We start from the raw sequence: 25,306 nt of genomic DNA on the forward strand, positions 1-25,306 counted from the left end.
CATACGCCAAAGTGCGAAGAGGCTCATTAACCAGTGTTAATGAGCCTCTCTTCTCGGTTTTACGGTTCACTAGATCATGGCGACCAGCAGATAGGCGTTGAGCCCGATCACCAGCGCAACGATAAGGCGGCCGATGGCTTGTGTGACCGGATGGTTGCGATGTTGCCCCATCAGTGCCCGATCGCCGGTCAGCATCAACAGCGGGATCAGGGCCAGCGCGATGCCAAAGCTCAGGATCACCTGACTCAACACCAGAATTTCGGTGGTGTTGAGCCCCATGGCGATCACCACGAAGGCGGGAGCCATGGTGATGGCGCGACGCAGCCAGAGCGGGATGGTAAAGCGGACAAAGCCCTGCATCACCACTTGCCCGGCCAACGTGCCCACCACGGTAGAGCTGATGCCGGAGGCGACCAGCGAGAGGCCAAACAGGGTCGCGGCAGCCTGACCCAGCAGTGGAGTGAGGGTCTGGTAGGCGGACTCCAGCTCCGCTACCTGCTGGTGGCCCGAGCTGTGGAACGCGGCGGCCGCCATCGCCATCATCGCCAGATTGACGAAGCCGGCGATAGTCATGGCAATCGCCACATCGACCCGGGTGGTGTGCAGCCGCTGGCTGACCGAGCCCTGATCCTGAGTGTGTTGGGTCAGTGCCGAGTGCAGATAGATAACGTGGGGCATCACGGTGGCACCGAGCACACCGGCGGCCAGATAGACGGCATCGCTGTTGGGCAGACCGGGGAAGAGGGAGCCCTCCAGCAGGCTGGGCAGATGGGGGCGGGAGAAGATCAGCTCGACGATGTAGGCCGCCGCGACAAACAGCAACAGGCCACCGACCACGAACTCCAGCGGTTTCTGGCCACGGGACTGCAACATCAGGATCCCCCAGGTCACCACGGCGGTGATACAGGCCCCTTCAAGCAAGGTCACGCCAAGCAGCAGCTTGAAGCCGACTGCGGCGCCGATAAATTCGGCGAGATCGGTGGCCATGGCGATGATCTCTGCCTGTACCCAGTAGGCCCAGACCGCCGGTTTTGGCAGTCGGTCGCGGATGTGTTCCGCCAGATTCTTGCCGGTGACGATACCGAGTTTGGCCGAGAGGGTTTGCACCAGCATGGCCATCAGGTTGGCCCATACCACCACCCAGAGCAACTGGTAGCCAAAGGTAGAGCCCGCCTGAATATTGGTGGCGAAGTTGCCCGGGTCGATATAGCCGATGGCGGCGATAAAGGCAGGCCCGAGCAGGGTCAGTTTGAATTTGCGGGCTGGAATCGTAGTCGTCAGTGCGGGTTGCATGGCATCACCCTCCATAAGGATATGGAGAAAGAATAGATCTAAGTGATAATCATTATCAATTGTTGTTTCTGATGATTTCCATCGGGAAAAACATTTAAGGCAGTCAGTTGCAGTGAGGGATGTGATTTCGTACAATACGCCGCCCTAGAAAAGCAGCGACTAAACACCTTTATGTTCCTTGCCTCCGAGGTCTGGCTGCACCTGGGCGGAGGCTGAATTAATCCGTAAGGAGCTAAAATGCGTCATTACGAAATCGTCTTCATGGTTCATCCGGACCAGAGCGAGCAAGTTCCCGGCATGATCGAGCGTTACACCGGCGCCATCACCACCTCCGGTGGTACCATTCATCGCCTGGAAGATTGGGGCCGTCGTCAGCTGGCTTACCCGATCGACAAACTGCACAAAGCCCACTACGTTCTGATGAACGTAGAAGCAGAGCAAGCCGTTATCGATGAGCTGGAAACCAACTTCCGCTTCAACGATGCCGTTATCCGCAACATGATCATGCGCACCAAGCACGCCGTGACTGAAGTTTCTCCGATGGCCAAGGCCAAAGAAGAGCGCTTCACCCGTCGTGACGACGAGCGCCGCGAAGAAGCTACTGAAGCTGCTTCCGAAGAGTAATTCTGGATCACTGACTAGAGGATAAAGGCCATGGCACGTTATTTCCGTCGTCGTAAGTTCTGCCGCTTCACCGCCGAGAACGTTACCGAGATCGACTACAAAGATATCGTTACTCTGAAAAACTACATCACTGAATCTGGCAAGATCGTACCGAGCCGTATCACCGGTACCCGCGCCAAGTATCAGCGTCAGCTGGCACGCGCCATCAAGCGTGCTCGTTACCTGGCTCTGCTGCCGTACACCGATCTGCACAACAAGTAAGAATCGGCCCGGCACTTAAGCCTAACTCAACGAAATTTATAGAGGAAAGGTAATGCAAGTTATCCTGCTCGACAAAATCGCCAAACTGGGCGGTCTGGGTGACCAAGTTTCCGTGAAATCTGGTTATGCCCGTAACTACCTGATCCCGCAAGGCAAAGCTGTTATGGCCACCAAGGCCAACATCGAAGCTTTCGGTGCTCGTCGCGCTGAGCTGGAAGCCAAACTGGCTGCCAACAAAGCTGCTGCTGAAGAGCGTGCTGCCAAGCTGGCCGAACTGGCTACCGTGGTTATCGCTTCCAAGTCTGGCGACGAAGGCAAGCTGTTCGGTTCCATCGGTACCCGTGACGTGGCTGAAGCCATCACTGCTGCCGGCGTAGCCGTTGCCAAGAGCGAAGTCCGTATGGGCAACGTTCTGCGTAACACCGGTGACTACGAAGTTGCTGTTCAGCTGCACGCTGACGTTAAAGCAACCGTACAGATCCAGGTTGTTGCCCTGTAATAGCGATTCGCTTTTGCAGAGAAAACCCGCGCTTTTGCGCGGGTTTTTTATTTTCCGGCCCGGGGGTAGAGTGAAGGTCTGTTCCACTGGAGGAGATCCTTATGGCTTGGGTAGAAGGCCGCGTCATCGAACGCATCGAATGGACACCCACTTTGTTCTCCCTGCGGGTAGCGGCCGAGCTGGCTCCCTACAAGGCAGGCCAATTCACCAAGCTGGCCCTCGAGCAGGGTGATCGCCGCATTCAGCGCGCCTACTCCTTCGTCAATCCCCCCTCTGCGCCATACCACGAGTTCTATCTGGTCGAGATCCCGAGCGGTGAGCTGACTCCCTCGCTCGGCTCGCTGCAAGCAGGCGATACCCTGCTGGTGCAATCCCAGGCGACCGGCTTTCTGACGCTGGATGAGGTGCCCGCCGGGCGCGATCTCTGGCTGCTCTCGACTGGCACTGCCATCGGCCCCTTCCTCTCCATGCTGGCCGATGGTGAGGCGTTCAACCGTTTCGAGCATCTGGTGCTGGTGCATGGGGTACGTAAAGGCGAGGAGCTGAGCTATCAGGATTTGATCGCCAGCTTTGCCGAGCAATATGGCGAGCGCTTTCGCTATGTCCCCTTTGTCAGCCGCGAGCCCTGGCCCGATGCAATGGCAGGGCGGATCCCGGCGGCGATTGCCAATGGTCAGTTGCAGGCTAGAGTGGGGTTGGAGTTCTCACCCGAGCTTAGCCAAGTGCTTATCTGCGGTAATCCGGAGATGGTGAAAGAGACCCAGCAGACCTTGCTGGCGCTGGGGTTGGCCAAGAATCTGAGGCGTGCGCCGGGCAATATCAGTGCGGAGAATTATTGGTAAACAATCAGCACAGGGGCGCCAGGCCCCTGCTGCATCAGGAGAGGGCGTTCAGTTCTTCTTGCCGTTACCCTTGTTTTTATCCTTCTGTTTGTCGTGACCTTGCCCGGGGTTATTGCCGCTGTGGATGCTGCGGTTGTAGTGATCCCGGTACTTGCCATCCATCTTGTCGCAATTGAGTTTGATCCTGCTGTCGCCAATGCCAAGATCCAGGCAGTTGTCCTGCCACCAGTCGTACTCTTTGTCATCCCAGTCGAGATTGATCTTGATGTCATCACCGGAGATCTTGATGCCATCGCTGTTTTTGCTTGGCGGCGCCGCAACCGCGATGCCATGCGCCATCAGCAGGGAGAGCAGCAGGGCGCCACGCTGGATAACGGGGTTGTGTTTGGCTTGGGTCATCGCAAGGGGACTCCTGTCGTTATTGGCTACTCTGCGAGTTGGCAGGGATCTGGTTGGTTTGCGGTGGCTGGTTGCGGTTCTCTTCATCTTCCAGATTGAATTTGACCGCCCTGCAGTCGGCCGGGGCGGTTTCGCCGACCCCCAAGTCGAGGCAGTCGTTCTGGGTCCAGCCGAACTGCTTGTCATCCCAGTCCAGGTTGAATTTAAGCTCATCTACGGAGAATTCGGAGCCACTGCTCTCTTGATATTGCTGGGTCGCTGCGGCGCTGCCGGTAACCAGAAGAAGGGAGAGTAGCAAAGTGGTCTTACTGTTCATGATGGCCTCGGATAATTGCAACGGTGGATGAGTGTACAGACCGGAGCTGAACCCGGGCGGAACTGTTCCCCATCTCACCACATGATCAAGTCAGGGAGGGATTGTATCGCTTTTCTGCTGCCGATTTGTCCGTTTTGGTCGCACTCTGGGCAGCTGGTTGCCAATCTGAAGGAATTCAGTCATTTGCCCTTCTCTGGGCGAGTCTGGCGACTATAATCGGCAGCCAACTTTTCCTGCACAGCACACCCCTTCATCATGACCACACAGGACTCCTCCACATTGCGCTACCCCAAGGGGTGGTTTGCTCTGACGACGGTATACAGTTTCACCGGGTTGGCCATTCTGGCTTCCATTATCTTTTCCCTGTTGCTGTTCCTCTCCATCGATGACAACCCGCTGATGAAGTGGCTGTTCGGCGGCTTGGCCATCATCTTCGAATTGGGCAAGTTTTACGTCTGGTACGAGTACGGCGAACGCAAGGCGCGGCGGGATTTGAGTGGCGCTTTCTGGTCGCTGCTGTTTTACAGCGTGCTGGCGGCCATCTCCATCGGCGGCAGTATTGGTGGCATCAACAGCGCCACCAACACGGTACTGAGCCAGCAGGCGCGCCATGAGCGGGAGCTGGCCCGTTTCGACGAGCAGATCGCCAGCATCGAGCGGCAGATCCAGCTCAACGAGGAGGCGGCCCGCAAATACATCGAGCTGGAGCGTATCTCTAGCGGCGTCTCCTCGTTGCAGCACGCCAACACCAAGCTGCGTTTGCAGCAGGATGAGCTGCGTCAGCAGCGCGATGCCAAGCCGGTCAACGAACAATCCTCCATGTTGGGGCTGATGAGCAGTCTGGCGGACGGGGTGGGGATGAGCATCAGTCAGGTGCAGTTCCTGCTGGTCTGCTTCCTCTCGGTGCTGCTCGACGTGTTCGGCGCCTTCTTCGTCAGCCTGATCGGCGAGGAGAACCGCTTTCGCCGGATGTGGCGCTGGCAGCAGGAGCAAGCTCGCAGAGAGGCGCAGGAGGCGTTGGCGATGGCAGCCCAGCCAGAGCCCATCATGCCCCCCGAGCCCGCCCCCGAAGTGCTGGCGCAGGTGCGCGGTGCGCTGGTGAGCGGTGAGCTCAAGTGTAGCAAGCGCTCGGTGGCACAGGCGCTGTCACTCTCGCTGGAGGAAGTGGATCGGGTGTTCCACCATCTGCTGTCGCAAGGGGTGCTGGGGCAGGGGAGCAATCGCCATTATCATCTGCGTACTGACAGCGATTGAACCCGTTTTATTCGAACCAGACTAGGCCATCATAAGGACGTGTCTTGAGTGAATCGAGGCGACTGGCAAGGTTGCCAACATGGATCTCTAGTTGATCGCCGTCCGGGTCTTTTAGATAGAATGAGTCCCCTTCGCTGCTATTTGTCTTCCACTCTTCGATGCCCGCCTGGCGCAGACGGGCACAGAACTCTGAGAAGTGTTCCGCAGCGATACTTAGGGCGACATGGCTATAGTCTTCGGCGGGCTTAGCGGGGTCACAGGAAAGGCAGAGCCACAGCTCCCCCAGAGTTAAATAGGCTCCGCGAGCCCATCGCACCTGGGGACGAAAACCGAGTAAATCAACGTAAAACGTAAAGCTCTTTTCAAGATCTCCTGTTGCCAAGGTCAAATGATTCAATCCGCTCAGCATTGTTGCTCCCTTTATCCGATATCACACGCGTAACCATTAGTTGGTCAGCACCATCATCAGGCTGAGGAAGGCGGCCAGTCCGCCACCGATGCCGATGATCCAGTAAAACCCCTTGGCCCCCTGTTTGAGCGGGATGCGGAAGTAGAGCAGAAACGCCCACCACCCCAGTGCCAGCAACAGAGGAATAAGAAACATTCGAGCCATGGTGTCCTCGCTGTTATTCTGTTGACCCTTGATCAATCAACAGGATGGATTGTGCAATGACGCAACTACAGATTACCGCATTCGGTGACCCCTCGGTACTCAAGCTCAACCCTTCCCTCGATAAGGTGCCAGCCGATGGCGAAGTGCGGGTGCGCATCTGTTTTGCGGGGGTCAACCCCATCGATGCCAAAACCCGGGCCGGTCTTGGCTGGGCGGCGGCCCAGAACAAGGACAAGCTGCCCTGGACGCCGGGTTATGACATCTCCGGCGTGGTGGAGAAGATAGGCCCCGGTGTGACCTCGCTGATCGAGGGGGATCGGGTGTGCGGCATGGTCGGTTTTCCCCTCGCTGCCGGTGGCTACGGGGAGTCTGTGGTGGCAAGCGAGAGTGAGCTGGTCAAGCTCGACGGGGTGAGCCTGCAGCAGGGGGCGGCGCTGCCGCTGACCGGTCTCACCGCCTGGCAGGGGCTGTTTGAGCACGGCGGCCTCCAGAGCGGTCAGCAGGTATTGATCCTCGCCGGTGCCGGTGGTGTCGGCCATCTGGCGGTGCAGTTTGCCAGCGCCTATGGCGCCGAGGTGGTGGCTACCGCCAGCCCCGACAACCATGGCTTCCTGCATGCTCTGGGGGCGCGCTGGATGGTGGATTACCACGACGCGAACTGGCCAGCACGGGTGGTGACAGAGGCCGGCCAGGTCGATCTGGTGCTGGATCTGGTAGGCGGCGAGAGCGGCAAGGCGGCGTTGGCCTGTGTCAAGCCGGGTGGCTGTCTGGTGACGGTGCCCACCATTACCGCCCAGCAGATCAAGGATGCAGGGGCTGCGGCGGGTATCGAGGTGGTCGGCATGCTGGTTCACCCTGACCAGAAGCAGCTGGGTCAGATGTTGATGCTGCTGCGTCAGGGGGAGGTGAAGGTCACCCTCGCCGGTGAGTTCCCCCTTGCCGAGGGGGCGCTGGCCCATCAGGCCATCGAAGGGGGCCATGTGCGCGGCAAGCTGCTGCTGCGCATGCCCGCCGCCGACGGTTATCCCGGATGAGCGAGATGATGGAGATGGGGCTGGGGTGGCTCTTTTTAAGCGCATTCACCTCAGCCACCCTGCTGCCCGGCAGCTCCGAAGTGCTGCTGGGGGCCATGGCGGCCAAGGGGGAGTGGAGCATGGCGAGCCTGCTGCTGTGGGCGACGCTGGGCAATACCCTCGGCTCCATGACCACTTGGTGGCTCGGCTGGCTCGCCACCTTCAAGAAAAAACCGGAAGATTTTCAAGGCCGTGGGGAACAAAAAGCCTTAGGCTGGCTCAAACAACATGGTCACTGGTGTCTGCTGCTTGCCTGGACGCCGGTGGTCGGTGATGGTCTCTGTCTGTTGGCCGGTTGGCTGCGCCTCTCCTTCTGGCGCTCTCTCATTCTGATCGGGCTCGGCAAATTGTTCCGTTATGCCCTGGTTTTTCTGCTGGCCAGTCACATTTTCTAGCCTGTTTTTGTCACTCACGAGGTTACCGTGAACAAAGTCATACCTTTAACGATACTGCTGGGCTTCACCCTGCCGGTGCTGGCGGCACCGACCCTGATTGCCGAACAGGGCAAGGAGGAGGGCAAGCTCGCCATCCCCTACCAGATGTACAAGCTGGACAACGGCCTGACCGTGATCCTGGCCCCTGACCGCTCTGATCCGCTGGTGCACCTCGATGTGACCTATCACGTCGGTTCATCCCGCGAGACGGTCGGCAAGTCCGGTTTCGCCCACTTCTTTGAGCACATGATGTTCCAGGGCTCGAAACACGTCGGTGATCAGGAGCATATGCGGATCATCAACGAGGCCGGTGGCGACATGAACGGCACCACCAACAAGGATCGCACCAACTACTACGAGACCGTGCCTGCCAACCAGCTGGAAAAAGTGCTCTGGCTGGAGGCAGATCGGATGGGCTTCCTGCTCGATGCGGTGAGCCAGAAGAAGTTCGAGATCCAGCGCGCCACCGTCAAGAACGAGCGGGCCCAGCGGGTCGACAACCAGCCGTACGGGCTGGTGAGCGAGAAGGTGGGGGAGGCGCTCTATCCGCGCACTCACCCCTACTCCTGGCAGCCTATCGGTTACGTGGAAGATCTCGACCGGGTCGATGTGAACGACCTCAAGCAGTTCTTCCTGCGCTGGTATGGCCCCAACAACGCCACCCTGACGCTGGGCGGCGACTTTGACAGCAAGCAGGCTCTCGAGTGGATCGAGAAGTACTTCGGCTCCATCCCGCGCGGCCCGGACGTGGCAGAGCCGACGCCAAAGCCGGTGACCCTGCCCGAGACTCGCTATGTGACGCTGCAGGACAAGGTACACCTGCCGCTGCTCTATATCAGCTACCCCACCGTCTCCCTTGGTGACCCGCAGGAGCCTGCGCTCGACATGTTTGCCGACGTGCTGGGCGGCTCCGCCAGCTCCATGCTCTACCAGTCGCTGGTGAAAACCGGCAAGGCGATCGATGTGGGGGCGTCCCACTACTGCGAAGAGCTGGCCTGTACTCTGACCGTCTACGCCTATCCCAATCCATCGCAGGATGGCAGCCTCAAGACCCTCAAGGGGGAGGTGGACAAGGTGATTGGCGAGTTTGCCCAGCGCGGCCTCAAGCCGGAAGATCTGGAGAAGGCGATCGCCAAGTACCGCGCCTCAGCCATCTGGGGTCTGGATAGCGTATCCGGCAAGGTGAGCCAGCTCGCCATGGGTCAGGTGTTTGCCCAGGATCCCAACTATGTGTTCAAGACTCTCGATGCCATCGGCAAGGTGACACCGGAGCAGGTGAAGGCCGCCTACGACAAGTTCATCGCCAGCAAGCCGGCGGTGGTGCTGAGCGTGGTGCCCAAGGGCAAGACCGAGTGGCAGGTTGCCACCCCGAACTTTACCCCCGCCAAGCGCGAGCTGCCGGATTACAGCAAGCATGACGAAGCGCTGGCCGAACGACCGGTAAAAGACAATTTCGATCGCAGCGTGCAGCCCAAAGCGAGCGAGGCGGTGAGCGTCAAGGTACCCGCCATCTGGCACGGCAAGCTCGACAAGAACATCGAGATCATTGGCACCAAGAGTGACGAGATCCCCGCGGTCTCCATCATGATCGCCCTGCCGGGCGGCATTCGTGCCGAAGATAAGGGGCAACTGGGGCTGGCCAATCTGACCGCCGCCATGATGGGACAGGGCACGGTGCGCCTGACCGAGGCTCAGCTGAGCGACGAGCTGCAAAAGCTGGGCTCAAGCATTGATGTCTCCTGCGCCCAGTACAACAACCTCATCACCGTCAGCTCGCTGGCGGACAAGCTGCCCCAGACGCTGGCGCTGGTGCGCGAGGTGCTGGAGCGTCCGGGCATGCGGGAGGCGGACTTCGAGCGGGTTAAGGCGCAGCTGCTGCAAGGGATGCAACAGGCCCAGCAACAGCCCGAGTGGCTGGCCGGGCAGGCGTTCCGCGAGCTGGTCTACGGCAAGCAAAACCGCCTCGGTCAACCTACCGACGGGGTTGCGGCCGATGTGGCCAAGCTGACCCTGGCGGACGTGAAGCACTTCTATCAGGCCTACTACAACCCCACCAACGCCAAAGTGGTGGTGGTCGGTGATGTGGGCCAGAAGCAGATCGAGGAGCAACTTGGCTTCCTGACCGAGTGGAAGGGGGCCACGCCGACTCTGGGGGATCTCAAGCTCAAGGGTGAGCAGGCCAAGCCGGGCATATATCTGGTCGACAAGCCGGGGGCACCCCAGTCGGTGATCCGCATCGGTCGTCGCGCCATGCCGTTCGATACCACGGGGGATTACTTCACCGCCGGGCTGATGAACTTCAATCTGGGTGGCAACTTCAACAGCCGCATCAACCTCAACCTGCGGGAAGACAAGGGCTACACCTACGGCGCCAGCTCGGGTTTCTCCGCCAACCGCGAGGTGGGCACCTTCGCCACCGGCGCCAATGTGCGGGCCGATGCGACTGTGGATGCCATCCGCCAGTTCCTAAAGGAGATGGACAACTACCGCAAGAGCGGCCCGACCCCGGTCGAGCTGGCCTATATGCGCAGCGCGGTCTCCCAGCAGGATGCCCTCTCTTACGAGACCTTGGGCCAGAAGGCGGGCTTCCTGCTGCAGATGGTGATGTATGACCTGAAACCGGACTATGTGCAGGCCCAGAACAACCTGATCAAAACGGTGTCGCCCGAGGCGCTGAAGGCCAGTGCTGCCCGTTGGCTCAATCCGGCCGACATGGTGATCGTGGTGGTGGGAGACAAGCAAAAGCTTGAAAAACCCCTGAAGGAGCTTCATCTTCCCATCTATCCGCTGCAGTTGCCGTAACTGACGCTTTATAAAAATCAAGAGCCGCCCCGGATGGGGCGGCCTCACATGAGCCGTGAATATGACTACAACAAGCTTGTCGCTCACCGAGTTGCTGAATGCGTTGGGATCACCGGAGCGCCTCACCGCGCTCAAGGGGATCCGGCGCGGGATCGAACGTGAATGCCTGCGCATCACGCCGGATGGCCGACTCGCCCAGAGTGACCATCCCCGGGCGCTGGGCTCGGCCCTGACCCATCCCAATATCACCACCGACTACTCGGAGAGCCTGCTGGAGTTCATCACCCCGGCCACCGACTCCATCGACAGCTTGATGGAACAGCTCGGCGACATCCATCACCATGTGATTCAGCATCTGGGTGACGAGCGGATTTGGCCGCTCTCCATGCCCTGCTTCGTCGGCGGGGAAGAGAGCATCCGACTGGCTCAGTACGGCAGCTCCAACATCGGCAAGATGAAGACCCTCTACCGTCAGGGCTTGAAGAACCGCTACGGCAGCCTGATGCAGGTGATCGCCGGGGTGCACTTCAACTTCTCCATGCCCGACAGCTTCTGGAGCGAGTGGCAGGATCTGGTGTGCGAAGGGTGCTGCAGCCAGCGCTTTATCTCCGACAAGTACATGGGGCTTATTCGCAACGTCTACCGCTTCGGCTGGCTGGTGCCCTATCTGTTTGGCGCCTCCCCGGCCATCTGCGAATCCTTCCTCAAGGGGCGCAAGAGCAACCTGCCGTTCGAGAAGACCGGCAAGGGCACCCTCTATCTGCCTTACGCCACCGCGCTGCGTCTCTCTGATCTCGGTTACACCAACAGCGCCCAGGCTGGGCTCAAGATCAGCCACGACAATCTGCCTGCCTATGTCAGCAGCCTGCGCCGCGCCATCAACACCCACAATCCTGACTTTGCCAAGATCGGGGTCAAGGTGGATGGGGAGTATCGTCAGCTCAACGACAACGTGTTGCAGCTGGAGAACGAGCTCTACGCCCCGATCCGCCCCAAGCGCACCCCGCGCAGCGGCGAGAAGCCCTCGGATGCGCTGGATCAGCGCGGCATCGAATACATCGAGCTGCGTACTGTAGACGTTAACCCCTTCACCCCGCTCGGCATCGATGCCGACCAGATCCGCTTCTTCGATCTGTTCCTGGTCTGGTGCCTGCTGCGCCCCTCTCCGGTGCTGAGTGACGAGGAGATTGCCCGCAACCGCCGCAACCAGAACAAGGTGGTGCTGGAAGGGCGTCGTCCCGGCCTGACGCTGGAAGATGAGCAGGGCAATGCCATTGGCCTCAAAGAGTACGGCCTCAAACTGTTTGACGAGCTGGCTCAGGTGGCCGATCTGCTGGATCGCTGCTGCGGCCGCAACCGCTATCGCGAGACGCTGGCGATGCATCGCGAGAAGCTGCTCAACCCCGAGCTCACCTACTCCGCCCGCATGCTCAGGGAGTTGCTGGAGAGCGGCAAGGACAACGGCTGCTACGGCGACAAGCTGGCGACCCGCTATCGCGAGGAGCTGCTGGCAGGGGAGCTGCAGTACTGGGATGAGGCCTACTTTGCCGGTGAGGCGAAGGATTCGCTGGCCAAACAGCGCGAACGCGAGCGCAGCGACAGCCTGTCGTTCGATGACTTCCTGGCCGACTACTTCGGGACCAGTAAGACCCCGGCCTGAAGGCGGGTTCGTACCAACCAAAGTGCCAACAAAAAGCCGCTCGAGTGAGCGGCTTTTTTATTTCTCTGAACCTGAGCGATATCAGACGTGGTTATACATGGCCTCGATTTCGCTCTGGTACTTGGCCTCGATGATCTTGCGGCGCAGCTTCATGGTGGGGGTCAGTTCACCCAGCTCCATGGAGAAGGCGCTCGGCAGCAGGGTGAACTTCTTCACCTGCTCGAACTTGGCCAGCTCTTTTTGCAGATCGGCGATGCGGGCTTCGAAGAACTCCATTACCCGGGAGTGGCGCAGCAGCTCGGTCTTGCACTGGTACTGCAGGTTGATGGAGCGGGCGTACTCCTCAAGCGACTCGAAGCAGGGGACGATCAGCGCCGAGACGAAGTGGCGTGCATCGGCGACGATGGCGATCTGCTCGATAAAGCGATCCTTGCCGATGGTCCCTTCCACCAGTTGCGGAGCCACGTATTTGCCGTTGGAGGTCTTCATCAGCTCCTTGAGGCGTTCGGTGAAGTAGATATTGCCCTGGCTGTCGAGCTCACCGGCATCGCCGGTACGCAGGAAGCCATCCTCGGTCATCACTTCTGCGGTGGCGTCCGGCTTGTTGTAGTAGCCGCGCATCACGGTGGGGGAGCGCACCAACAGTTCGTTGTTCTCACCCAGCTTCACTTCGATGCCGTTCAGTGCCGTGCCGATGGAGCCCAGCTTGAACTGGCTGTCTTCGTAGCAGCAGACAGTGGCGGTGGTCTCGGTCATGCCGTAGCCGTACTTGAGGTTGAGCCCCATCGCCTGGAAGAAGAGGTTCACATCGTCGGCCAAGCGGGCGCCCGCCACCGGCAGGAAGCGGGTGCGGCCGCCAAAACGGGCGCGCAGCTTGCGAAACACCAGTCGCTCGGCAAGCCAGAGCTGGCCGTAGAGCAGCGGGGAAGCGGACTTGCCTGCCTGACGGGTGGCAACCATCTGCTTGCCGACCTTGGTCGCCCAGCCAAACAGGGCACGACGCAGAGCCGGAGCCTGAGCCACCTTGGCCTGGATCATGGCATAGGCCTTCTCGTAGAGGCGAGGCACGGCGCACATCACGGTCGGCTGCACCTCGCCAATCACATCCATCACCTTCTGCGGATCGCGGATATAGACGTTCTCGGCACCACAGTAGAGCACGTAGTAGCTCCAGGCCCGCTCAAACACGTGGCTGAGCGGCAGCATGCAGAGCGACACATCCTGCTGATTGAGGTCGAGGCGGCTGTTGTGCATCTCGAAACAGGCGGCGATGTTGCTGAAGTCGAGCATGACCCCCTTGGGCTCGCCTGTGGTGCCGGAGGTGTAGATCAGGGTCAGCAGATCATCCATCCGGTACTGGGTTTCCCGTACTCGCAGTTCCTGCTCGCTGGGCTGATGGTTGCCGGAGACCAGAAATGTCTGGAAGTGGCTCGCCTGCTCGCAGCCGCGCAGGTTGACGCTGCCGTCGAGGGCGATGAGCTGGCGGATCTCGCCGCTTTCAATCAGTTGCAGCGCCTGATCGAACTGGGGTTGTTCGCCAACGAACAGTACCTTGATGCCGGCATCTTTGACGATGTAGCGCAGCTGATCGAGCGTACTGGTGGGATAGATAGGGACGCTGACACCGCGGGCGGCAAGGATGCCGAGATCGGCCTGGGTCCACTCCGGCATGTTGCGGGCATAGATGCCGACCATTTCGGTTGGCTGGTGGCCGGCACGGATCAGTGCCTGTGCGCAGTAGTCCATGGCCTGGCCCAGAGTACGCCAGCCGATGGCGCGCCACTGACCATCTTGCTGAACCCGCAGGGCAGCCTTGTTGCCAAGCTGGGCAATACGTTCACGCATCAGTCGAACCAGATGAAGCTTCGGCATCAGTTAAACATCCTTTAATTACAGTTGTACGCCCGCGAGGGCACTAAAAATCGGGCTAGAGTTTAAACTCCAACATTACAGCTTACAAGTGTTCGCCGTTTGTCTTGGATCACAAAGAGCGCAAATAGCTCTCCCTTTGCGCAGACTGGCCGATACTGCTAGGAGGCAGAGAGAGGGTTAACGATATGAATCTGTGGGTGAAAGGGGCGTTGGCCGCGGTCGGGCTGATGGTGGTGGGGGGCGCTGCGTTTTGGTTCTTTGCCGGAACGTCATCACAGGGGCCCGCCAATCCCTGGTATCAGGGGGCCGATGGGTATCAGCAGGCGCAGCAACAGGCGCTGGCGTTGGGCTATCCGCTGCTCTATGTGCTGGAGACCCCCAAGTGCCGCCGTTGCGGCGATCTGGAGAAGAAATTCTGGCAGAGCAAGGAGATGGCTGGCCCGCTTGCCCGGTTGGTGAAAGTGCGGCTCAACCCGGGCAAGGGGGATGGCAGCGAGCAGATCCTGCGCCGCTTTCCCAAAGTCGCCACGCCGCCCGGCATCTATATCCAGCAGCCGGGCCAGCCCCTCAGACCCATCAAGATAGTGGTGGATATCGACCAGATCTGGATGCCGGGGAAAACCTGGCAGCGTGGCTTCTATATGCCGCTCTCCGGTGCCGGATTCGAGGCGGTAGTGCATACCACTCTGGCCTTGCAGGATCCCGCGCTGGACAACGCCCCCCTCGATTGAGGGGGACAAAAGGCATGGGCGCGACGAACAGGCTGGATCAGCCGAAATCGAACAGTCGCGACATCAGCACCGCATCTTCCCTGTCGTTGCCGGTGCCGTAGTAGTCGGCGCGGCGGCAATACTCGGCAAAACCGGCGCTCTCGTAGAGGTTGATTGCGGTCTGGTTACCGGCCCGTACCTCGAGAAACCAGGCCTCTGCCCCGGCTTGCTTGCTGCGCGCCAGATAGGCCTGCAACAGCGCTCGTCCCAACCCCTTGCCCTGAAACGCCGGATGCACGCAGATGTTCATCAGCGAGCTGTCACCGGCCACCAGATCCGAGATATAGAAGCCCGCCGGGCGACCATCGACCAGCATCAAACCGTTGAGATAGCGAGGACCGAAGCAGGAGAGCAGGTTGGCCTGGCTCCAGGGCTCCTTGTGAGCGGCTTGCTCGATGGGGTAGACAAGGTCGAAATCGCTCTCGAGCAGGGGACGAAACTCAGGCATGGGGGCTCCGGATGGCAAGATGTTGGGCACTGGGGTTAACAGAGGTTGCAGAGGCGGCATTTGTAAAATCAGGTAAAAAGAGCAGCATCACAGTGGGTCTTGGCGGCATGATGCAGGGTCACGCCGCGTTGGCCGCAAGGTGTTGGCGCAGTTGTTGCCACAGGGCGCGCTTTTGCGCTGCGCTGGGGGTGAGCGGGCAGATCAGCGCATTTGGCCGCTCGGGGTTGGCCTCCGTCAGCCAGAGCAGGGGGGAGGCGTCCGCCGTTTGCAGGTCGGCAGATGGCAGTTCGCTGAGCAGTGAGACCTCGTCGGGGGTCATGCCGAGCAACTGGCAGATATCCGCCAGCAGCGTGGTGGCAGGCAGCTGAGGCGCCAGCAGCCAGAGTTTGCCGCTGGGTAGCGGAGCGCGGGTGGCCGGTGCCGTGTGGCCCGGGTGTGTGGCGTTTTGCGCAAGCTCGGGAGCGGGTGGTGCGCCCAGCAATGCCGGACGACGCAGTTGCCAGCTTTGAATGCCCATGCGGGCCAACATGCTCTGACGAACGGGATCTTGCATTTGAGGCGACTCACTCTTGATCTGCATTGGGGAAAATTGTGTTGCGCAGGGTACACTCGAACCGCTTTTGCTGCACCCTTTGCAACGTATCATCTGGCGCATGCGGGCATGGTGCTCATCACGACACTGGCTATGCATGGGCGCAGCACGCTGCCGATACGGTATCACGCCGACCTTGCGTTTTTCCCTGCCAGAGGCGGGTATTGTGTGGCAAGAGATACCAGAATAAACATCATAACAAGACAAAACCCAAGGTCGAGCAAATGGATATCGCGCCTTGGGGCTAACATCATCCCAGCTTCGGAACACTCTCTATGTCGTCTTTAGCTCAAGCCCAGAACCCTGCGCGTCTTATTCCCATCCAGGAGCGCTTGCCCCGGCTGCTGGCCGCCCTCGGTGAGGGACTCTACGAACGGCAGGATGCCTTGCGCCTCGGTCTGCTGGCTGCCCTCAGTGGCGAGAGTGTCTTCTTGCTGGGGCCACCCGGTATTGCCAAGAGCCTGATTGCCCGCCGCCTCAAGCTGGCCTTTCACGACGCCCGCCACTTTGAATACCTGATGACCCGTTTCAGTACGCCGGAGGAGGTGTTTGGCCCCCTCTCTATTCAGGCGCTGAAAGAGGATGGCAAATACCTGCGCCTCACCACAGGCTATCTGCCTGAGGCCGAAGTGGTGTTCCTCGACGAGATCTGGAAGGCGGGCCCTGCCATCCTCAACACCCTGCTCACCGCCATCAACGAGCGGCAGTTTCGCAACGGCGACAGCCAGCACCCTATCCCGATGCGATTGCTGGTGACCGCCTCCAACGAGCTGCCGGCACCGGACAGCGGGCTGGAAGCGCTCTACGACCGGATGCTGGTGCGGATCTGGATGGACCGGGTGCAGGAGAAAGCCAACTTTCAATCCATGCTGGCCAGCGATGGTCACGCCCACCAGAATCTGCCGGAATCCCTGCAGATCCGGGGGGATGAGTACGAGCAGTGGCAGAGCCAGATTGAACAGGTGCGCCTGCCAGATGCCTGTTTCGAGCTCATCTATCAGCTGCGCCAGCAGCTCGACAGTCAGCTGGCCCATCGCTGCTATGTGTCGGATCGTCGCTGGAAGAAGGCGGTACGGCTTATCAAGGCGAGTGCCTTCTTCAATGGCCGCGACGAGGTCGCACCGGTAGATCTGCTGCTGTTCAAGGATTGTCTCTGGCATGACGAGGAGTCCCGCACCGCCCTGCTGGAGATGATGACCGAATTCTCCCGTCTCTACGGCTATCAGCAACTGGCGATGACCCGTCAGCTACTCGCCCTTCGGGATCAGTTCAAACAGCTCAAACAGAGCGTGGCCCAGCGCCTGTGCACAAAGGCCCGGCAACGCAAGCAGTGGTTTGGCCGGCGGGCTCGGGGCATCGAGATCCCGCTCGCCAATGCCAGACCCTTTGGCAAGCAGGTGCACTTCCATCTGCTCACCCCGGCGCCGCTGGATGGCGGCGATCCTGAACGGCTCACCCGCACCCTGGTGTTCGATCGCACCTTGCTCTCCCATTGGCATCCGACCGGCGAGGCGCTGGTGGGTTATGAGTTCGGCAACCCGAAAGAGGGGCATTATGAGCTGGTGCTGGACGATGAGTTGCGGCTGCAGGTGCTCGATATCCAGCGCCAGCAGATCCCGTTGGTGCTGATGGAGCGCAACGCCATCCCCGAGGTGGTGCTGGCGCCCTGGTTGCAGTCGCTCGACGAGCAGCTGGTTCAGGTCGGCAAGGTGATGCAGATGCTCAAGCAGCAGCGCAGCCTGTTCGAGCGTCACCAACAACACCTCTTTATCGACTCACGCTGGTTGCAGCAGGTGGAGGACAGCTTCTTCGTGCTGAACCGGGATCTCGAACTGCTGCGCAACGAGCTGACCCAGTGGCGCGAGCGGTTGCCAAGGCTGGACGAGTAAGGAGCGCTCATGCTTGAGATCGGCATGCTGGATCTGGGGCTCCTGATTGGCGAAGGGGAGCTTGCGGGTGAGGTGGCGCTCCTGCTGGCGGCCTCGCCCAAGATTTCCGAATTTATCAAACGCTCCCCGCTACAGGGCAAGCTGCTGAAAAAGCGCCTGCAGAGTTGGGGCGAGCAGCTTGGTGAGGAGATCCGTCACAAGCCGGTGCCAGTGGCGCTGGAGCAGGAGTACCTGCTCTATCAGGCGCATCGGCAACTGCCGATGACCGAGCTGATTGGTCGCCTGCCCGGCCTGCTGGAGTCGCTGGAGCAGTACAGCCCCTTCGCTGGTGAGGCCAGATCCTTGGTGCGTCAGCTGACGGCTCACCCCACCGAGGGGCTGCGCCAGCTCTTTATCGACAAGTGGCGCGCCAGTCTGGTGGGGAGCCTGCTGCAACTGCAGCAGCAGATCGCCGAAGCGGAGCGGGAGAAGCAGCGTCAGGAGATTGAAGATCAGCTGCTGGCGAGCCGCACCCTGGCCGATGCCCTCGATCCCAACCAGATCTCCGCGGGCGGCCTTTGGGATCTGGCGCAGGGGCACTGGCACAAGCGCAGTCTGGTGCTGGTCAAGCAGTATGCCCGCATGTTGCAGCGCGAGCCCTTGCTGGCGGAGATTGCCGGTCTGCTCGGGCGCAGCGAGCGGGATCGGCGGGCGCAGGAGCAACCTGTGCCGCCGGTTCAGGTGCTGGAGCTGGAGCCAGCCCCCAGCGACGATGTGCCGGACGATCTGGTAGGCATCCATCAGGCGAACGATCTGATGCGGTTATTGCCAAGTGAAGCTGTGATGCTGGGGCTGCCGGAGCTGGAGCTGGAGTTCTATCGCCGCTATCTGGAGCGGCGTCTGATCAGCTACCAGTCACGTGGCACCTTGCCGCGTCAGCGCATCATGCTGCGCACCCCGGAGCAGGGGGGCCAGCAGTTGCAGCAACGGGGCCCCTTTATCGTCTGCGTCGATACCTCCGGCTCTATGGGGGGATATCCCGAGGAGTGTGCCAAGGCGCTGTTTCTGGCGCTGCTCAAGGTGGCGATGGATGAGAAGCGCGGCTGCTACCTGATGCTCTTCTCCACCGAGGTGGCGACCCTCGAGATCACCGCGGATACCGGGCTGGACAAGGCGGAGCGCTTCCTCTCCATGAGTTTTCACGGCGGTACCGATCTGGTGCCCTGCCTGGAAAAAGCGCTGGCCAAGCTCGATGATCCCGCCTTTGCCAAGGCGGATGTACTGGTCATCTCCGACTTTATCGCCCAGAGCCTGCCTCATCCCCTGCTCGATCAGATGAACCGCTATCGCCAGCGCCAGACCCGTTTTCACGCCGTCGCCATGTCCCGCCACGCCAAGCAGGCGCTGCTGCGGGTATTTGACAACAGCTGGCTGCTCGATTGTGGCCTGCGCGGTCGGCTGCTGCGGCGCTGGCAGCATATGTGACGATATAGAGGACACCAGTTGGGCATCTGATTGCGATTTTCCCCCTCCCTGATTCGGCCGGAGCTCATCCTGACTCGACGATGATTCGCTACTGTGGGTCCGGTGGACATATCTTTGGGCTTCCTGCGGCGGCGCTTCCCTTTACAACGGTGGTGGCAGAAGGGAACAATAACAATAGTCATGTAGTATCGGATTGCCCATTTTATCCGGAGAGTTTATGCGTCATCTCGCTGTACTGCTTTTGTTGGCAGCGTTCAGGCTTGCGGCTTATCCTTTGGCTCCTGCCCAGCTGGAAGGGGTGCTTGATGAGATGGAGCGAACCTACCAGCTTATAGAGTTACAGAGCGAGCGACTTAACCAGTTATTGCAGGAGGGGGATTCTTATTCACAATCGCAGCTGATGCGGATCAGGCGTCTGACCTGTTGGGCACAATCTGCCGATGACATGCAGAAGTCCAGTGCGGCTGTTACCTATGCCAATGCCCAATTGTTGCTGGCGTACCAGCAGCAGGATGGCGTTGCTATGGCAGACCTGACCATTTGTCGTGGTTGGTTCAATCAGCTACTGGGTGATGTGGCACATGCCCGCAAGGACTACGATGAGGGGCTGCAACGGGCCAGGGTCGCCCACGAGCCAAAGCTGGAAGCTCAGGCTCTCTCTCACCGTGGCGCTATGTTGTCGTTTCACGGCGCGGCAGGCCAAGGGTTGGTCGATCTTACCAGGGCGCACACCATTTATGAACGGCTCGGATTGATATCATGGTCTCAGCACGTCCAGCTGGAGATTGCTGCAGCATTTCGTCGTATGGGCCTTTATACCGATGCATTTGCTGCTTTGGCGCCGCTTCGCCCGTACTTTATCGCCAGCAGTGATCGCTTCGGCATGGCCAGGCTTAGCGATCAACTTGCTCTTATCTACCTGCGGACCGAACGTTATCAGGATGCCTTGGCAGAACTTGAGCTCAGCTCTGCATACTACCGTCAGATCCGGTATCGGATTGAGCATGCCGCTCGTCAGATAATGAAGGCCGAGGCCCTGCTCGGGCTGGGTAACCCCGATGAAGCAAAGAGCTTGTTGGATGCGGCTAGCAAAGTCTTGTTGGCAGATGTGGATCCCGTGCTTTATGGCCGTGTAGAGTTGGTGAGAGCCAAGTGGCAGCTGCAGGCTGGGCAACCGGAACAAGCGCTGCAGTCGCTGGAGCGAGTTGAGCCCATTCTCAAGGCGAAGGGCTATGTACTGTTTCTTACCACGTTGTATGCATTGCGTGCTGAGGCACAGGAGGCGTTGCATAACTATCCTGCGGCGTTGGCTGCCCAGCGGGATAACCTGACGCAAGAACAGCTCCTCGCTCAATTGTTACGGGAGCAAAGCATTGCCTGGGTTCGCGGCGAGTTCGAGCTGGCCCGTCAAGAAGGGGATAATGCACGACTGAGAATCGAGCAGCAGTTGCAGCAGCAGGAGCTGGAGCAGGTCAAGGAGCGTCGTTTCTGGCTGCTGGTGGTGATGGTGCTCTGCGGGGTACTGGCGCTGCTGACGATGGGGTGGCTGCTTGATCGCAACCGTCGGATGCGTCGTCTGGCCTTTACCGATGAGCTGACCGGCATCAACAACCGCCGTCGGGTGCTGCGGCAGGGCAGCGATATGTTGGCGCAGGCTCGCAGGCAGGGCGCGCCATTTTGTCTGCTGGTGTTCGATATCGATCACTTCAAGCGGATCAACGATACCCTGGGACATCATCAAGGAGACAGGGTGCTGCAATGGGTCTCTCGGGCGGCAGATCGTCAGCTGCGGCACCAGGATCAGTTGGGGCGTACCGGCGGAGAGGAGTTCTTGATCCTGCTGCCGGATACCAGCCTTGAAGAAGCGTGCCGGGTGGCTGAGCGGATCCGTCACACGGTCGCCAACCGGGCGCTGCCCGGCATGTCGTACCCGGTAACCATCAGTATCGGATGTGCCTCTCTGCGAGACGATGATCAGGATCTGGCGGCCTTGATCCAGCGTGCTGACAATGCGCTGTATCGTGCGAAAGAGGCGGGGCGCAACCGGGTGGAAACAGATAACTGACGGGCTGGGTATTGTCATTCAGCAGGGTGTCATCGCTATTGGGGGCACACTGATACGGCGATGATGCTCGTCCCCTGCGCTCGTTCTTGCCTGCGATGACAGATTGGCAAGCACGAGCGCAGAAGACCGTCAGAAGGGCGTTATGCCCAGGCGCTGCCGCCATTGAGGTGAAGCACTTCACCATTCATGTTGTTATTGCTCATCAGGAATAGCGCGGCCTGCGCATAATCCTCTCCCTCTCCCAAGCGTTTCAACGGCAGGCTTTGCGCCACTGCGGCCACTTTTTGTGGGTCATTGCCCAGCGCTTTAAGCAGCATGGGAGTGCGCATGGGGCCCGGGTTGATTACGTTGATCCGACGGGGGGTCAGCTCGGTAACCAGACTATGAGCCAGCGTTTCAACCGCGCCAGCTGCAACGGCAGGGAGTGCTTTACCTAGTTGTGGGCGGCGCGTCACCATCCCGGACGTGAGCACGATGGAGCCGCGTTCGGACAGTTTGGGTGCTGCGGCGCGGATCGCATGAACACTTCCCCAGAAGCGGCTGTCCATGTTGATTTTCAAGTCCTCGATGGCTGCGGTGAGAAAGCTGCCTGGTCGCATGACGGCGGCGGTGATGACGAGATGATCCAGCGAATCCAGCTGGCTGAAAAAGTGATTGACGGAGTCGACGTCGAGAATATCCAGTTGATGGCCACTGGCACTTGGCCCCAGTTCAGCCAGTGCAGTGGCAAGCTGCTCACGGCTGGAACCGCCGATAATGACCTTGGCGCCTTGCTCGATCGCCTGTTGGGCGGTGGCCAGGCCAAGACCCGAGGTACCACCGATAATGACGATCTGTTGATTGTGCAGGGTGGAATGTTTCATGTAATGACCTCTTCATTATGTAGATACGATTTACATATTTGTAGCTGGATAGGGAAAGTCCAAGTATGAAAATTTATCAAGAGTGGTTGTTGCTGGCATGGGGAGGGGGCCAACTCCACGTGGTCCGGATGCTGCCATCCGATTCGGAGTGTTTGATTTTCTGTTCAGTTGGAACCTGTGTAACGGCTGGGCGGCCAAATTATCATCTCTTGTCAGGCTGGGTATTTTTCACTCGCGCGGGTATAATGTCGCGCAATTTTGCTTTGACTCAGGCGAGAAGACCCATGTAACGCAACCCTCCTCCCTCTCTCCACCAGGTTGGCAACACGCCAGCTGGCGTGGCTTTCGTTGCGTATACATGTGCCATGAGCGGCATTCCGGATTTATTCCCACGGTGGCCGATGCCACCGCTCAATAGAAGAACGTTGAATTATGTCAGCTGAATTTCTGAGTGAAGTCTCCAAGAGACGCACTTTTGCGATCATTTCGCACCCGGATGCGGGTAAAACCACCATCACCGAGAAAGTCCTGCTGTTTGGACAGGCCATTCAGCGCGCCGGTACCGTCAAGGGCCGTGGCTCGGGCCAGCACGCCAAATCCGACTGGATGGAGATGGAGAAGCAGCGTGGTATCTCCATCACCACCTCGGTGATGCAGTTCCCCTATGCCGACTGCCTGGTCAACCTGCTCGATACTCCGGGTCACGAGGACTTCTCCGAAGATACCTACCGTACCCTGACCGCGGTCGACTGCTGCCTGATGGTCATCGATGCCGCCAAGGGTGTTGAAGACCGGACCCGCAAGCTGATGGAAGTCACCCGTCTGCGTGACACCCCCATCCTCACCTTCATGAACAAGCTGGACCGCGAAGTGCGCGATCCGATGGAAGTGATGGACGAGGTAGAGCGCGAGCTGAAGATCATGTGCGCCCCCATCACCTGGCCTATCGGCTGCGGCAAATCCTTCAAGGGTGTCTACCACCTCTACAAGGACGAGACCTATCTCTATCAGAGCGGTCAGGGCCACACCATCCAGGAGAAGCGGGTGGTCAAGGGGCTGAACAACCCGGATCTGGATGCCGCTGTCGGCGAAGATCTGGCCCGGCAGCTGCGCGACGAGCTGGAGCTGGTGCAGGGCGCCTCTCCCGAGTTCGATCACGATGCCTTTATCGCTGGCGAGATGACCCCGGTCTTTTTCGGTACCGCACTGGGTAACTTCGGTGTTGACCACATGCTGGATGGCCTGACTGACTGGGCGCCGTCTCCCATGCCGCGCAAGGCCGAGAGCCGCGAAGTGGTGGCGACCGAGGAGAAGTTCTCCGGTTTCGTATTCAAGATCCAGGCAAACATGGATCCGAAGCACCGTGACCGTATCGCTTTTATGCGTATCGTGTCAGGTACTTACAGCAAGGGCATGAAGATGCGCCATGTGCGTATCGGCAAGGATGTGAACATCTCCGACGCCGTGACCTTTATGGCCGGTGACCGTGAGCAGGCGGAAGACGCCTTCGCCGGTGACATCATCGGTCTGCACAACCACGGTACCATCCAGATCGGCGACACCTTCACCCAGGGTGAGGATCTCAAGTTCACCGGTATCCCGAACTTTGCACCGGAACTGTTCCGCCGCATCCGTCTGCGCGACCCGCTCAAGCAGAAGCAGCTGCTCAAGGGGCTGGTCCAGCTCTCCGAAGAGGGCGCGGTACAGGTGTTCCGTCCGCTGATCAGCAACGATCTCATCGTTGGTGCGGTCGGTGTGCTGCAGTTTGACGTGGTGGTTTCGCGCCTCAAGAGCGAGTACAACGTCGAGGCCATCTACGAGGCGGTCAACGTCTCCACCGCCCGCTGGGTGGAAGGGACCGACGTCAAGAAGTTCGAAGAGTTCAAGCGCAAGAACGAGGTCAACCTGGCCCTCGATGGTGGTGACAACCTCACCTATATCGCGCCGACCATGGTCAACCTGCGGTTGGCGCAGGAGCGTCACCCCGACGTGGAGTTCCGCCAGACTCGCGAGCACTGATAAGTGCTTGCCTGCTCGGCAGACAAGATAAAAGAGACCCCGCTTCGGCGGGGTCTCTTGTTTTGTGCCGTTTTGCCTGTTTTAAGGAGGGATGCAGGGGGTAATGGTTCAGCATATACCAGTCGCAAGCAGCCCTCACCCTAGCCCTCTCCCAGAGGGAGAGGGAACCATCAGAGGTCTGCCTGAAAGGTCGCGGAAGTGTTTTTGCCCCCTTCTCCCCTTGCGGGAGAAGGGTTGGGGATGAGGGGGCTACCCCAGTGTCAGCACCATGCAGATCTCGCAATCCCCGTGGCCGGTGCAGCCAAGGGGGCCGGGCAGGTGTTCAAAGCCCAGTGATTCGTAGAGGCTGGTGGCCTCGCGCAGTACTTCGGTGGTCTCCAGATAGCAGCGTCGATAGCCAAGGGTGCGCGCCTCGTCCAGCGCCTGCAACACCAGCCGCTTGCCAAGACCCAGTCCGCGCAGGGTGGGCATAAAGTACATCTTCTGCAGCTCGCAGACTCCCTCTTCTCCCGCCAATGGCGCGATACCGCCACCGCCGAGGATGGAACCGTCCGGCCCTTCGATGACCCAGTAGCGACTCTTCTCCCCCTGATAGCTCTGGGAGAGTGTGTCGAGATTGGGATCGGATACCCCATACCCCTTGTCAGCGGTGAGGCCATATTCGGCCGAGACGGCGCGAATTACCAAGGCGATCTGGGCATTGTCCGCCGCCGTGATGGGGCGGATCTGGTAACCCCGCTGGCGACGGGCGCGGGAGAGGGCGCTGCGATAGAGCCGCAGTCCTTGCCACAGCTGCTCCCGCTCGGGCAGGCTCAACTGCGCCAGCATCTCTTCCATCGCCCCGTCCATCTCCCGGTGCAACTCCAGCAGCATCCCCTGACCGTTGACGGTGAGGCGGGCCTCCTTGCTGCGGCCGTCGGAGGGGTGCGGGTGCCAGCTGATGAGCTCCCGCTCGGCGAGGCGGGCCAGCGGACGGCTGGCGTTGGATTTGTCGATGTGCAGCTTTTCTGCCAGCTGCTGATTGGTGGCCGGGGCGTTTTCCAGCTCGATCAGCAGGTGAGCCTCGATGGGGGTGAGGGCCAGATTGCCGCACTGCTGGGAGAGCATGCCGAGTTCGCGAACCAGATCGCGCGACAGGGCGCGCAGGGGACGGGGATCCATATCGTGGTTTCCTTTTTAGTTGTGCATGACAACTAAAATAGCGTAAAAGTTGTAATTCGCAACCTTTTGCTGTGATGACTTGCAGAATATGAG

Annotated in this window: 24 protein-coding genes; 14 read left to right on the forward strand and 10 right to left on the reverse strand. The window is 59.8% G+C overall.

From position 1 onward, the window contains the following. Positions 1-69: 69 nt before the first annotated feature. Positions 70-1,293: an Nramp family divalent metal transporter gene (locus I6L47_RS17320; RefSeq protein WP_216947959.1), complete on the reverse strand. Its 1,224-nt coding sequence runs from the start codon at positions 1,291-1,293 to the stop codon at positions 70-72. Between the two features lie 237 nt (positions 1,294-1,530). On the opposite strand from I6L47_RS17320, the gene rpsF reads away from it, so the two are divergent. The 4 genes from rpsF to I6L47_RS17340 all read left to right on the forward strand — a co-directional run bounded on the left by rpsF (position 1,531) and on the right by I6L47_RS17340 (position 3,519). Beyond that, positions 1,531-1,917 (forward strand): 30S ribosomal protein S6, encoded by a 387-nt coding sequence (gene rpsF, locus I6L47_RS17325; RefSeq protein WP_005308887.1) that lies wholly within the window; start codon positions 1,531-1,533, stop codon positions 1,915-1,917. Between the two features lie 30 nt (positions 1,918-1,947). Beyond that, the gene (rpsR, locus tag I6L47_RS17330) at positions 1,948-2,178 is read left to right on the forward strand and encodes a 30S ribosomal protein S18 (protein ID WP_005308890.1); all 231 of its coding nucleotides are present in this window, start codon (positions 1,948-1,950) and stop codon (positions 2,176-2,178) included. Positions 2,179-2,230: 52 nt separating this feature from the next. Next, entirely contained in the window at positions 2,231-2,677 is a 447-nt protein-coding gene (rplI, locus tag I6L47_RS17335; protein ID WP_005340490.1) for a 50S ribosomal protein L9, read from the forward strand. Positions 2,678-2,778: 101 nt separating this feature from the next. Beyond that, the gene (locus tag I6L47_RS17340) at positions 2,779-3,519 is read left to right on the forward strand and encodes a ferredoxin--NADP reductase (protein ID WP_216947960.1); all 741 of its coding nucleotides are present in this window, start codon (positions 2,779-2,781) and stop codon (positions 3,517-3,519) included. A gap of 48 nt (positions 3,520-3,567) precedes the next feature. Here the strand turns inward: I6L47_RS17340 and I6L47_RS17345 are convergent, their stop codons facing one another. Both I6L47_RS17345 and I6L47_RS17350 read right to left on the reverse strand, forming a co-directional pair. Continuing rightward, positions 3,568-3,918 carry a hypothetical protein gene (locus I6L47_RS17345; protein ID WP_162507950.1) on the reverse strand — a complete coding sequence of 117 codons (351 nt, stop codon included), beginning with the start codon at positions 3,916-3,918 and terminating at the stop codon, positions 3,568-3,570. A gap of 19 nt (positions 3,919-3,937) precedes the next feature. Then, complete coding sequence (locus I6L47_RS17350; RefSeq protein WP_047437180.1) at positions 3,938-4,234, reverse strand: hypothetical protein; 297 nt, start codon at positions 4,232-4,234, stop codon at positions 3,938-3,940. Positions 4,235-4,489: 255 nt separating this feature from the next. Between I6L47_RS17350 and I6L47_RS17355 the strand changes: the two genes are divergently transcribed. Continuing rightward, positions 4,490-5,488, forward strand: a complete 999-nt coding sequence (locus tag I6L47_RS17355; protein WP_216947961.1) for a Preprotein translocase subunit SecY — start codon at positions 4,490-4,492, stop codon at positions 5,486-5,488. A 7-nt stretch (positions 5,489-5,495) separates the two neighbouring features. Here the strand turns inward: I6L47_RS17355 and fos are convergent, their stop codons facing one another. Together fos and I6L47_RS17365 are read right to left on the reverse strand one after the other, a co-directional pair. Continuing rightward, entirely contained in the window at positions 5,496-5,897 is a 402-nt protein-coding gene (gene fos / locus I6L47_RS17360; RefSeq protein WP_216947962.1) for a fosfomycin resistance glutathione transferase, read from the reverse strand. 36 nt (positions 5,898-5,933) lie between these two features. Next, positions 5,934-6,101: a hypothetical protein gene (locus tag I6L47_RS17365; protein WP_162516863.1), complete on the reverse strand. Its 168-nt coding sequence runs from the start codon at positions 6,099-6,101 to the stop codon at positions 5,934-5,936. Between the two features lie 56 nt (positions 6,102-6,157). Between I6L47_RS17365 and I6L47_RS17370 the strand changes: the two genes are divergently transcribed. From I6L47_RS17370 to gshA, 4 genes are all read left to right on the forward strand, one after another. Further along, a complete protein-coding gene (locus I6L47_RS17370; protein WP_254204761.1) occupies positions 6,158-7,135 on the forward strand; it encodes an NADP-dependent oxidoreductase in 978 nt (325 codons plus the stop codon). Then, the gene (locus I6L47_RS17375) at positions 7,132-7,569 is read left to right on the forward strand and encodes a YqaA family protein (protein ID WP_005348990.1); all 438 of its coding nucleotides are present in this window, start codon (positions 7,132-7,134) and stop codon (positions 7,567-7,569) included. The genes I6L47_RS17370 and I6L47_RS17375 overlap by 4 nt, the downstream gene beginning before the upstream one ends. A gap of 27 nt (positions 7,570-7,596) precedes the next feature. Then, on the forward strand, positions 7,597-10,410 hold the full coding sequence (locus tag I6L47_RS17380) for a pitrilysin family protein (protein ID WP_216947964.1): 2,814 nt from the start codon (positions 7,597-7,599) through the stop codon (positions 10,408-10,410). Between the two features lie 61 nt (positions 10,411-10,471). Then, positions 10,472-12,070, forward strand: coding sequence for a glutamate--cysteine ligase (gshA, locus tag I6L47_RS17385; protein WP_216947965.1), 1,599 nt, complete (start codon positions 10,472-10,474; stop codon positions 12,068-12,070). Positions 12,071-12,151: 81 nt separating this feature from the next. Here the strand turns inward: gshA and I6L47_RS17390 are convergent, their stop codons facing one another. Beyond that, the gene (locus I6L47_RS17390) at positions 12,152-13,942 is read right to left on the reverse strand and encodes a long-chain fatty acid--CoA ligase (RefSeq protein WP_127006904.1); all 1,791 of its coding nucleotides are present in this window, start codon (positions 13,940-13,942) and stop codon (positions 12,152-12,154) included. Between the two features lie 185 nt (positions 13,943-14,127). On the opposite strand from I6L47_RS17390, the gene I6L47_RS17395 reads away from it, so the two are divergent. After that, positions 14,128-14,673, forward strand: a complete 546-nt coding sequence (locus I6L47_RS17395) for a hypothetical protein (RefSeq protein WP_069554415.1) — start codon at positions 14,128-14,130, stop codon at positions 14,671-14,673. Between the two features lie 37 nt (positions 14,674-14,710). On the opposite strand, the gene rimI is transcribed toward I6L47_RS17395, so the two are convergent. Continuing rightward, positions 14,711-15,160, reverse strand: coding sequence for a ribosomal protein S18-alanine N-acetyltransferase (gene rimI / locus I6L47_RS17400; RefSeq protein WP_042656300.1), 450 nt, complete (start codon positions 15,158-15,160; stop codon positions 14,711-14,713). 118 nt (positions 15,161-15,278) lie between these two features. Next, positions 15,279-15,713: a DNA polymerase III subunit psi gene (locus tag I6L47_RS17405; protein ID WP_216947966.1), complete on the reverse strand. Its 435-nt coding sequence runs from the start codon at positions 15,711-15,713 to the stop codon at positions 15,279-15,281. Between the two features lie 314 nt (positions 15,714-16,027). Between I6L47_RS17405 and I6L47_RS17410 the strand changes: the two genes are divergently transcribed. The 3 genes from I6L47_RS17410 (at position 16,028) to I6L47_RS17420 (ending at position 21,170) form a co-directional block, all read left to right on the forward strand. Continuing rightward, positions 16,028-17,641: an ATPase RavA domain-containing protein gene (locus I6L47_RS17410; protein WP_216947967.1), complete on the forward strand. Its 1,614-nt coding sequence runs from the start codon at positions 16,028-16,030 to the stop codon at positions 17,639-17,641. Positions 17,642-17,650: 9 nt separating this feature from the next. Then, a complete protein-coding gene (gene viaA / locus I6L47_RS17415; RefSeq protein ID WP_216947968.1) occupies positions 17,651-19,105 on the forward strand; it encodes an ATPase RavA stimulator ViaA in 1,455 nt (484 codons plus the stop codon). 193 nt (positions 19,106-19,298) lie between these two features. Further along, positions 19,299-21,170 carry a diguanylate cyclase gene (locus tag I6L47_RS17420; RefSeq protein WP_254204762.1) on the forward strand — a complete coding sequence of 624 codons (1,872 nt, stop codon included), beginning with the start codon at positions 19,299-19,301 and terminating at the stop codon, positions 21,168-21,170. A gap of 140 nt (positions 21,171-21,310) precedes the next feature. Here I6L47_RS17420 and I6L47_RS17425 read toward each other — a convergent pair whose 3' ends face one another. Further along, positions 21,311-22,033 (reverse strand): SDR family oxidoreductase, encoded by a 723-nt coding sequence (locus I6L47_RS17425; protein ID WP_115522027.1) that lies wholly within the window; start codon positions 22,031-22,033, stop codon positions 21,311-21,313. Positions 22,034-22,462: 429 nt separating this feature from the next. Between I6L47_RS17425 and prfC the strand changes: the two genes are divergently transcribed. Beyond that, positions 22,463-24,052: a peptide chain release factor 3 gene (gene prfC / locus I6L47_RS17430; protein WP_085942070.1), complete on the forward strand. Its 1,590-nt coding sequence runs from the start codon at positions 22,463-22,465 to the stop codon at positions 24,050-24,052. Between the two features lie 249 nt (positions 24,053-24,301). On the opposite strand, the gene I6L47_RS17435 is transcribed toward prfC, so the two are convergent. Further along, complete coding sequence (locus I6L47_RS17435; protein ID WP_216947969.1) at positions 24,302-25,213, reverse strand: bifunctional helix-turn-helix transcriptional regulator/GNAT family N-acetyltransferase; 912 nt, start codon at positions 25,211-25,213, stop codon at positions 24,302-24,304. Positions 25,214-25,306: the final 93 nt, after the last annotated feature.

Origin of the sequence: Aeromonas sp. FDAARGOS 1417 (genome assembly GCF_019046985.1) — a bacterium.
Taxonomy (GTDB): domain Bacteria; phylum Pseudomonadota; class Gammaproteobacteria; order Enterobacterales; family Aeromonadaceae; genus Aeromonas; species Aeromonas veronii.

Bases quoted from the DNA above. Each gene is read 5' to 3' on its own strand.
- I6L47_RS17320 (WP_216947959.1), bottom strand. From the start codon at position 1,293: ATGCAACCCGCACTGACGACTACGATTCCAGCCCGCAAATTCAAACTG.
- rpsF (WP_005308887.1), top strand. From the start codon at position 1,531: ATGCGTCATTACGAAATCGTCTTCATGGTTCATCCGGACCAGAGCGAG.
- rpsR (WP_005308890.1), top strand. From the start codon at position 1,948: ATGGCACGTTATTTCCGTCGTCGTAAGTTCTGCCGCTTCACCGCCGAG.
- rplI (WP_005340490.1), top strand. From the start codon at position 2,231: ATGCAAGTTATCCTGCTCGACAAAATCGCCAAACTGGGCGGTCTGGGT.
- I6L47_RS17340 (WP_216947960.1), top strand. From the start codon at position 2,779: ATGGCTTGGGTAGAAGGCCGCGTCATCGAACGCATCGAATGGACACCC.
- I6L47_RS17345 (WP_162507950.1), bottom strand. From the start codon at position 3,918: ATGACCCAAGCCAAACACAACCCCGTTATCCAGCGTGGCGCCCTGCTG.
- I6L47_RS17350 (WP_047437180.1), bottom strand. From the start codon at position 4,234: ATGAACAGTAAGACCACTTTGCTACTCTCCCTTCTTCTGGTTACCGGC.
- I6L47_RS17355 (WP_216947961.1), top strand. From the start codon at position 4,490: ATGACCACACAGGACTCCTCCACATTGCGCTACCCCAAGGGGTGGTTT.
- fos (WP_216947962.1), bottom strand. From the start codon at position 5,897: ATGCTGAGCGGATTGAATCATTTGACCTTGGCAACAGGAGATCTTGAA.
- I6L47_RS17365 (WP_162516863.1), bottom strand. From the start codon at position 6,101: ATGGCTCGAATGTTTCTTATTCCTCTGTTGCTGGCACTGGGGTGGTGG.
- I6L47_RS17370 (WP_254204761.1), top strand. From the start codon at position 6,158: ATGACGCAACTACAGATTACCGCATTCGGTGACCCCTCGGTACTCAAG.
- I6L47_RS17375 (WP_005348990.1), top strand. From the start codon at position 7,132: ATGAGCGAGATGATGGAGATGGGGCTGGGGTGGCTCTTTTTAAGCGCA.
- gshA (WP_216947965.1), top strand. From the start codon at position 10,472: ATGACTACAACAAGCTTGTCGCTCACCGAGTTGCTGAATGCGTTGGGA.
- I6L47_RS17390 (WP_127006904.1), bottom strand. From the start codon at position 13,942: ATGCCGAAGCTTCATCTGGTTCGACTGATGCGTGAACGTATTGCCCAG.
- I6L47_RS17395 (WP_069554415.1), top strand. From the start codon at position 14,128: ATGAATCTGTGGGTGAAAGGGGCGTTGGCCGCGGTCGGGCTGATGGTG.
- rimI (WP_042656300.1), bottom strand. From the start codon at position 15,160: ATGCCTGAGTTTCGTCCCCTGCTCGAGAGCGATTTCGACCTTGTCTAC.
- I6L47_RS17405 (WP_216947966.1), bottom strand. From the start codon at position 15,713: ATGCAAGATCCCGTTCGTCAGAGCATGTTGGCCCGCATGGGCATTCAA.
- I6L47_RS17410 (WP_216947967.1), top strand. From the start codon at position 16,028: ATGTCGTCTTTAGCTCAAGCCCAGAACCCTGCGCGTCTTATTCCCATC.
- viaA (WP_216947968.1), top strand. From the start codon at position 17,651: ATGCTTGAGATCGGCATGCTGGATCTGGGGCTCCTGATTGGCGAAGGG.
- I6L47_RS17425 (WP_115522027.1), bottom strand. From the start codon at position 22,033: ATGAAACATTCCACCCTGCACAATCAACAGATCGTCATTATCGGTGGT.
- I6L47_RS17435 (WP_216947969.1), bottom strand. From the start codon at position 25,213: ATGGATCCCCGTCCCCTGCGCGCCCTGTCGCGCGATCTGGTTCGCGAA.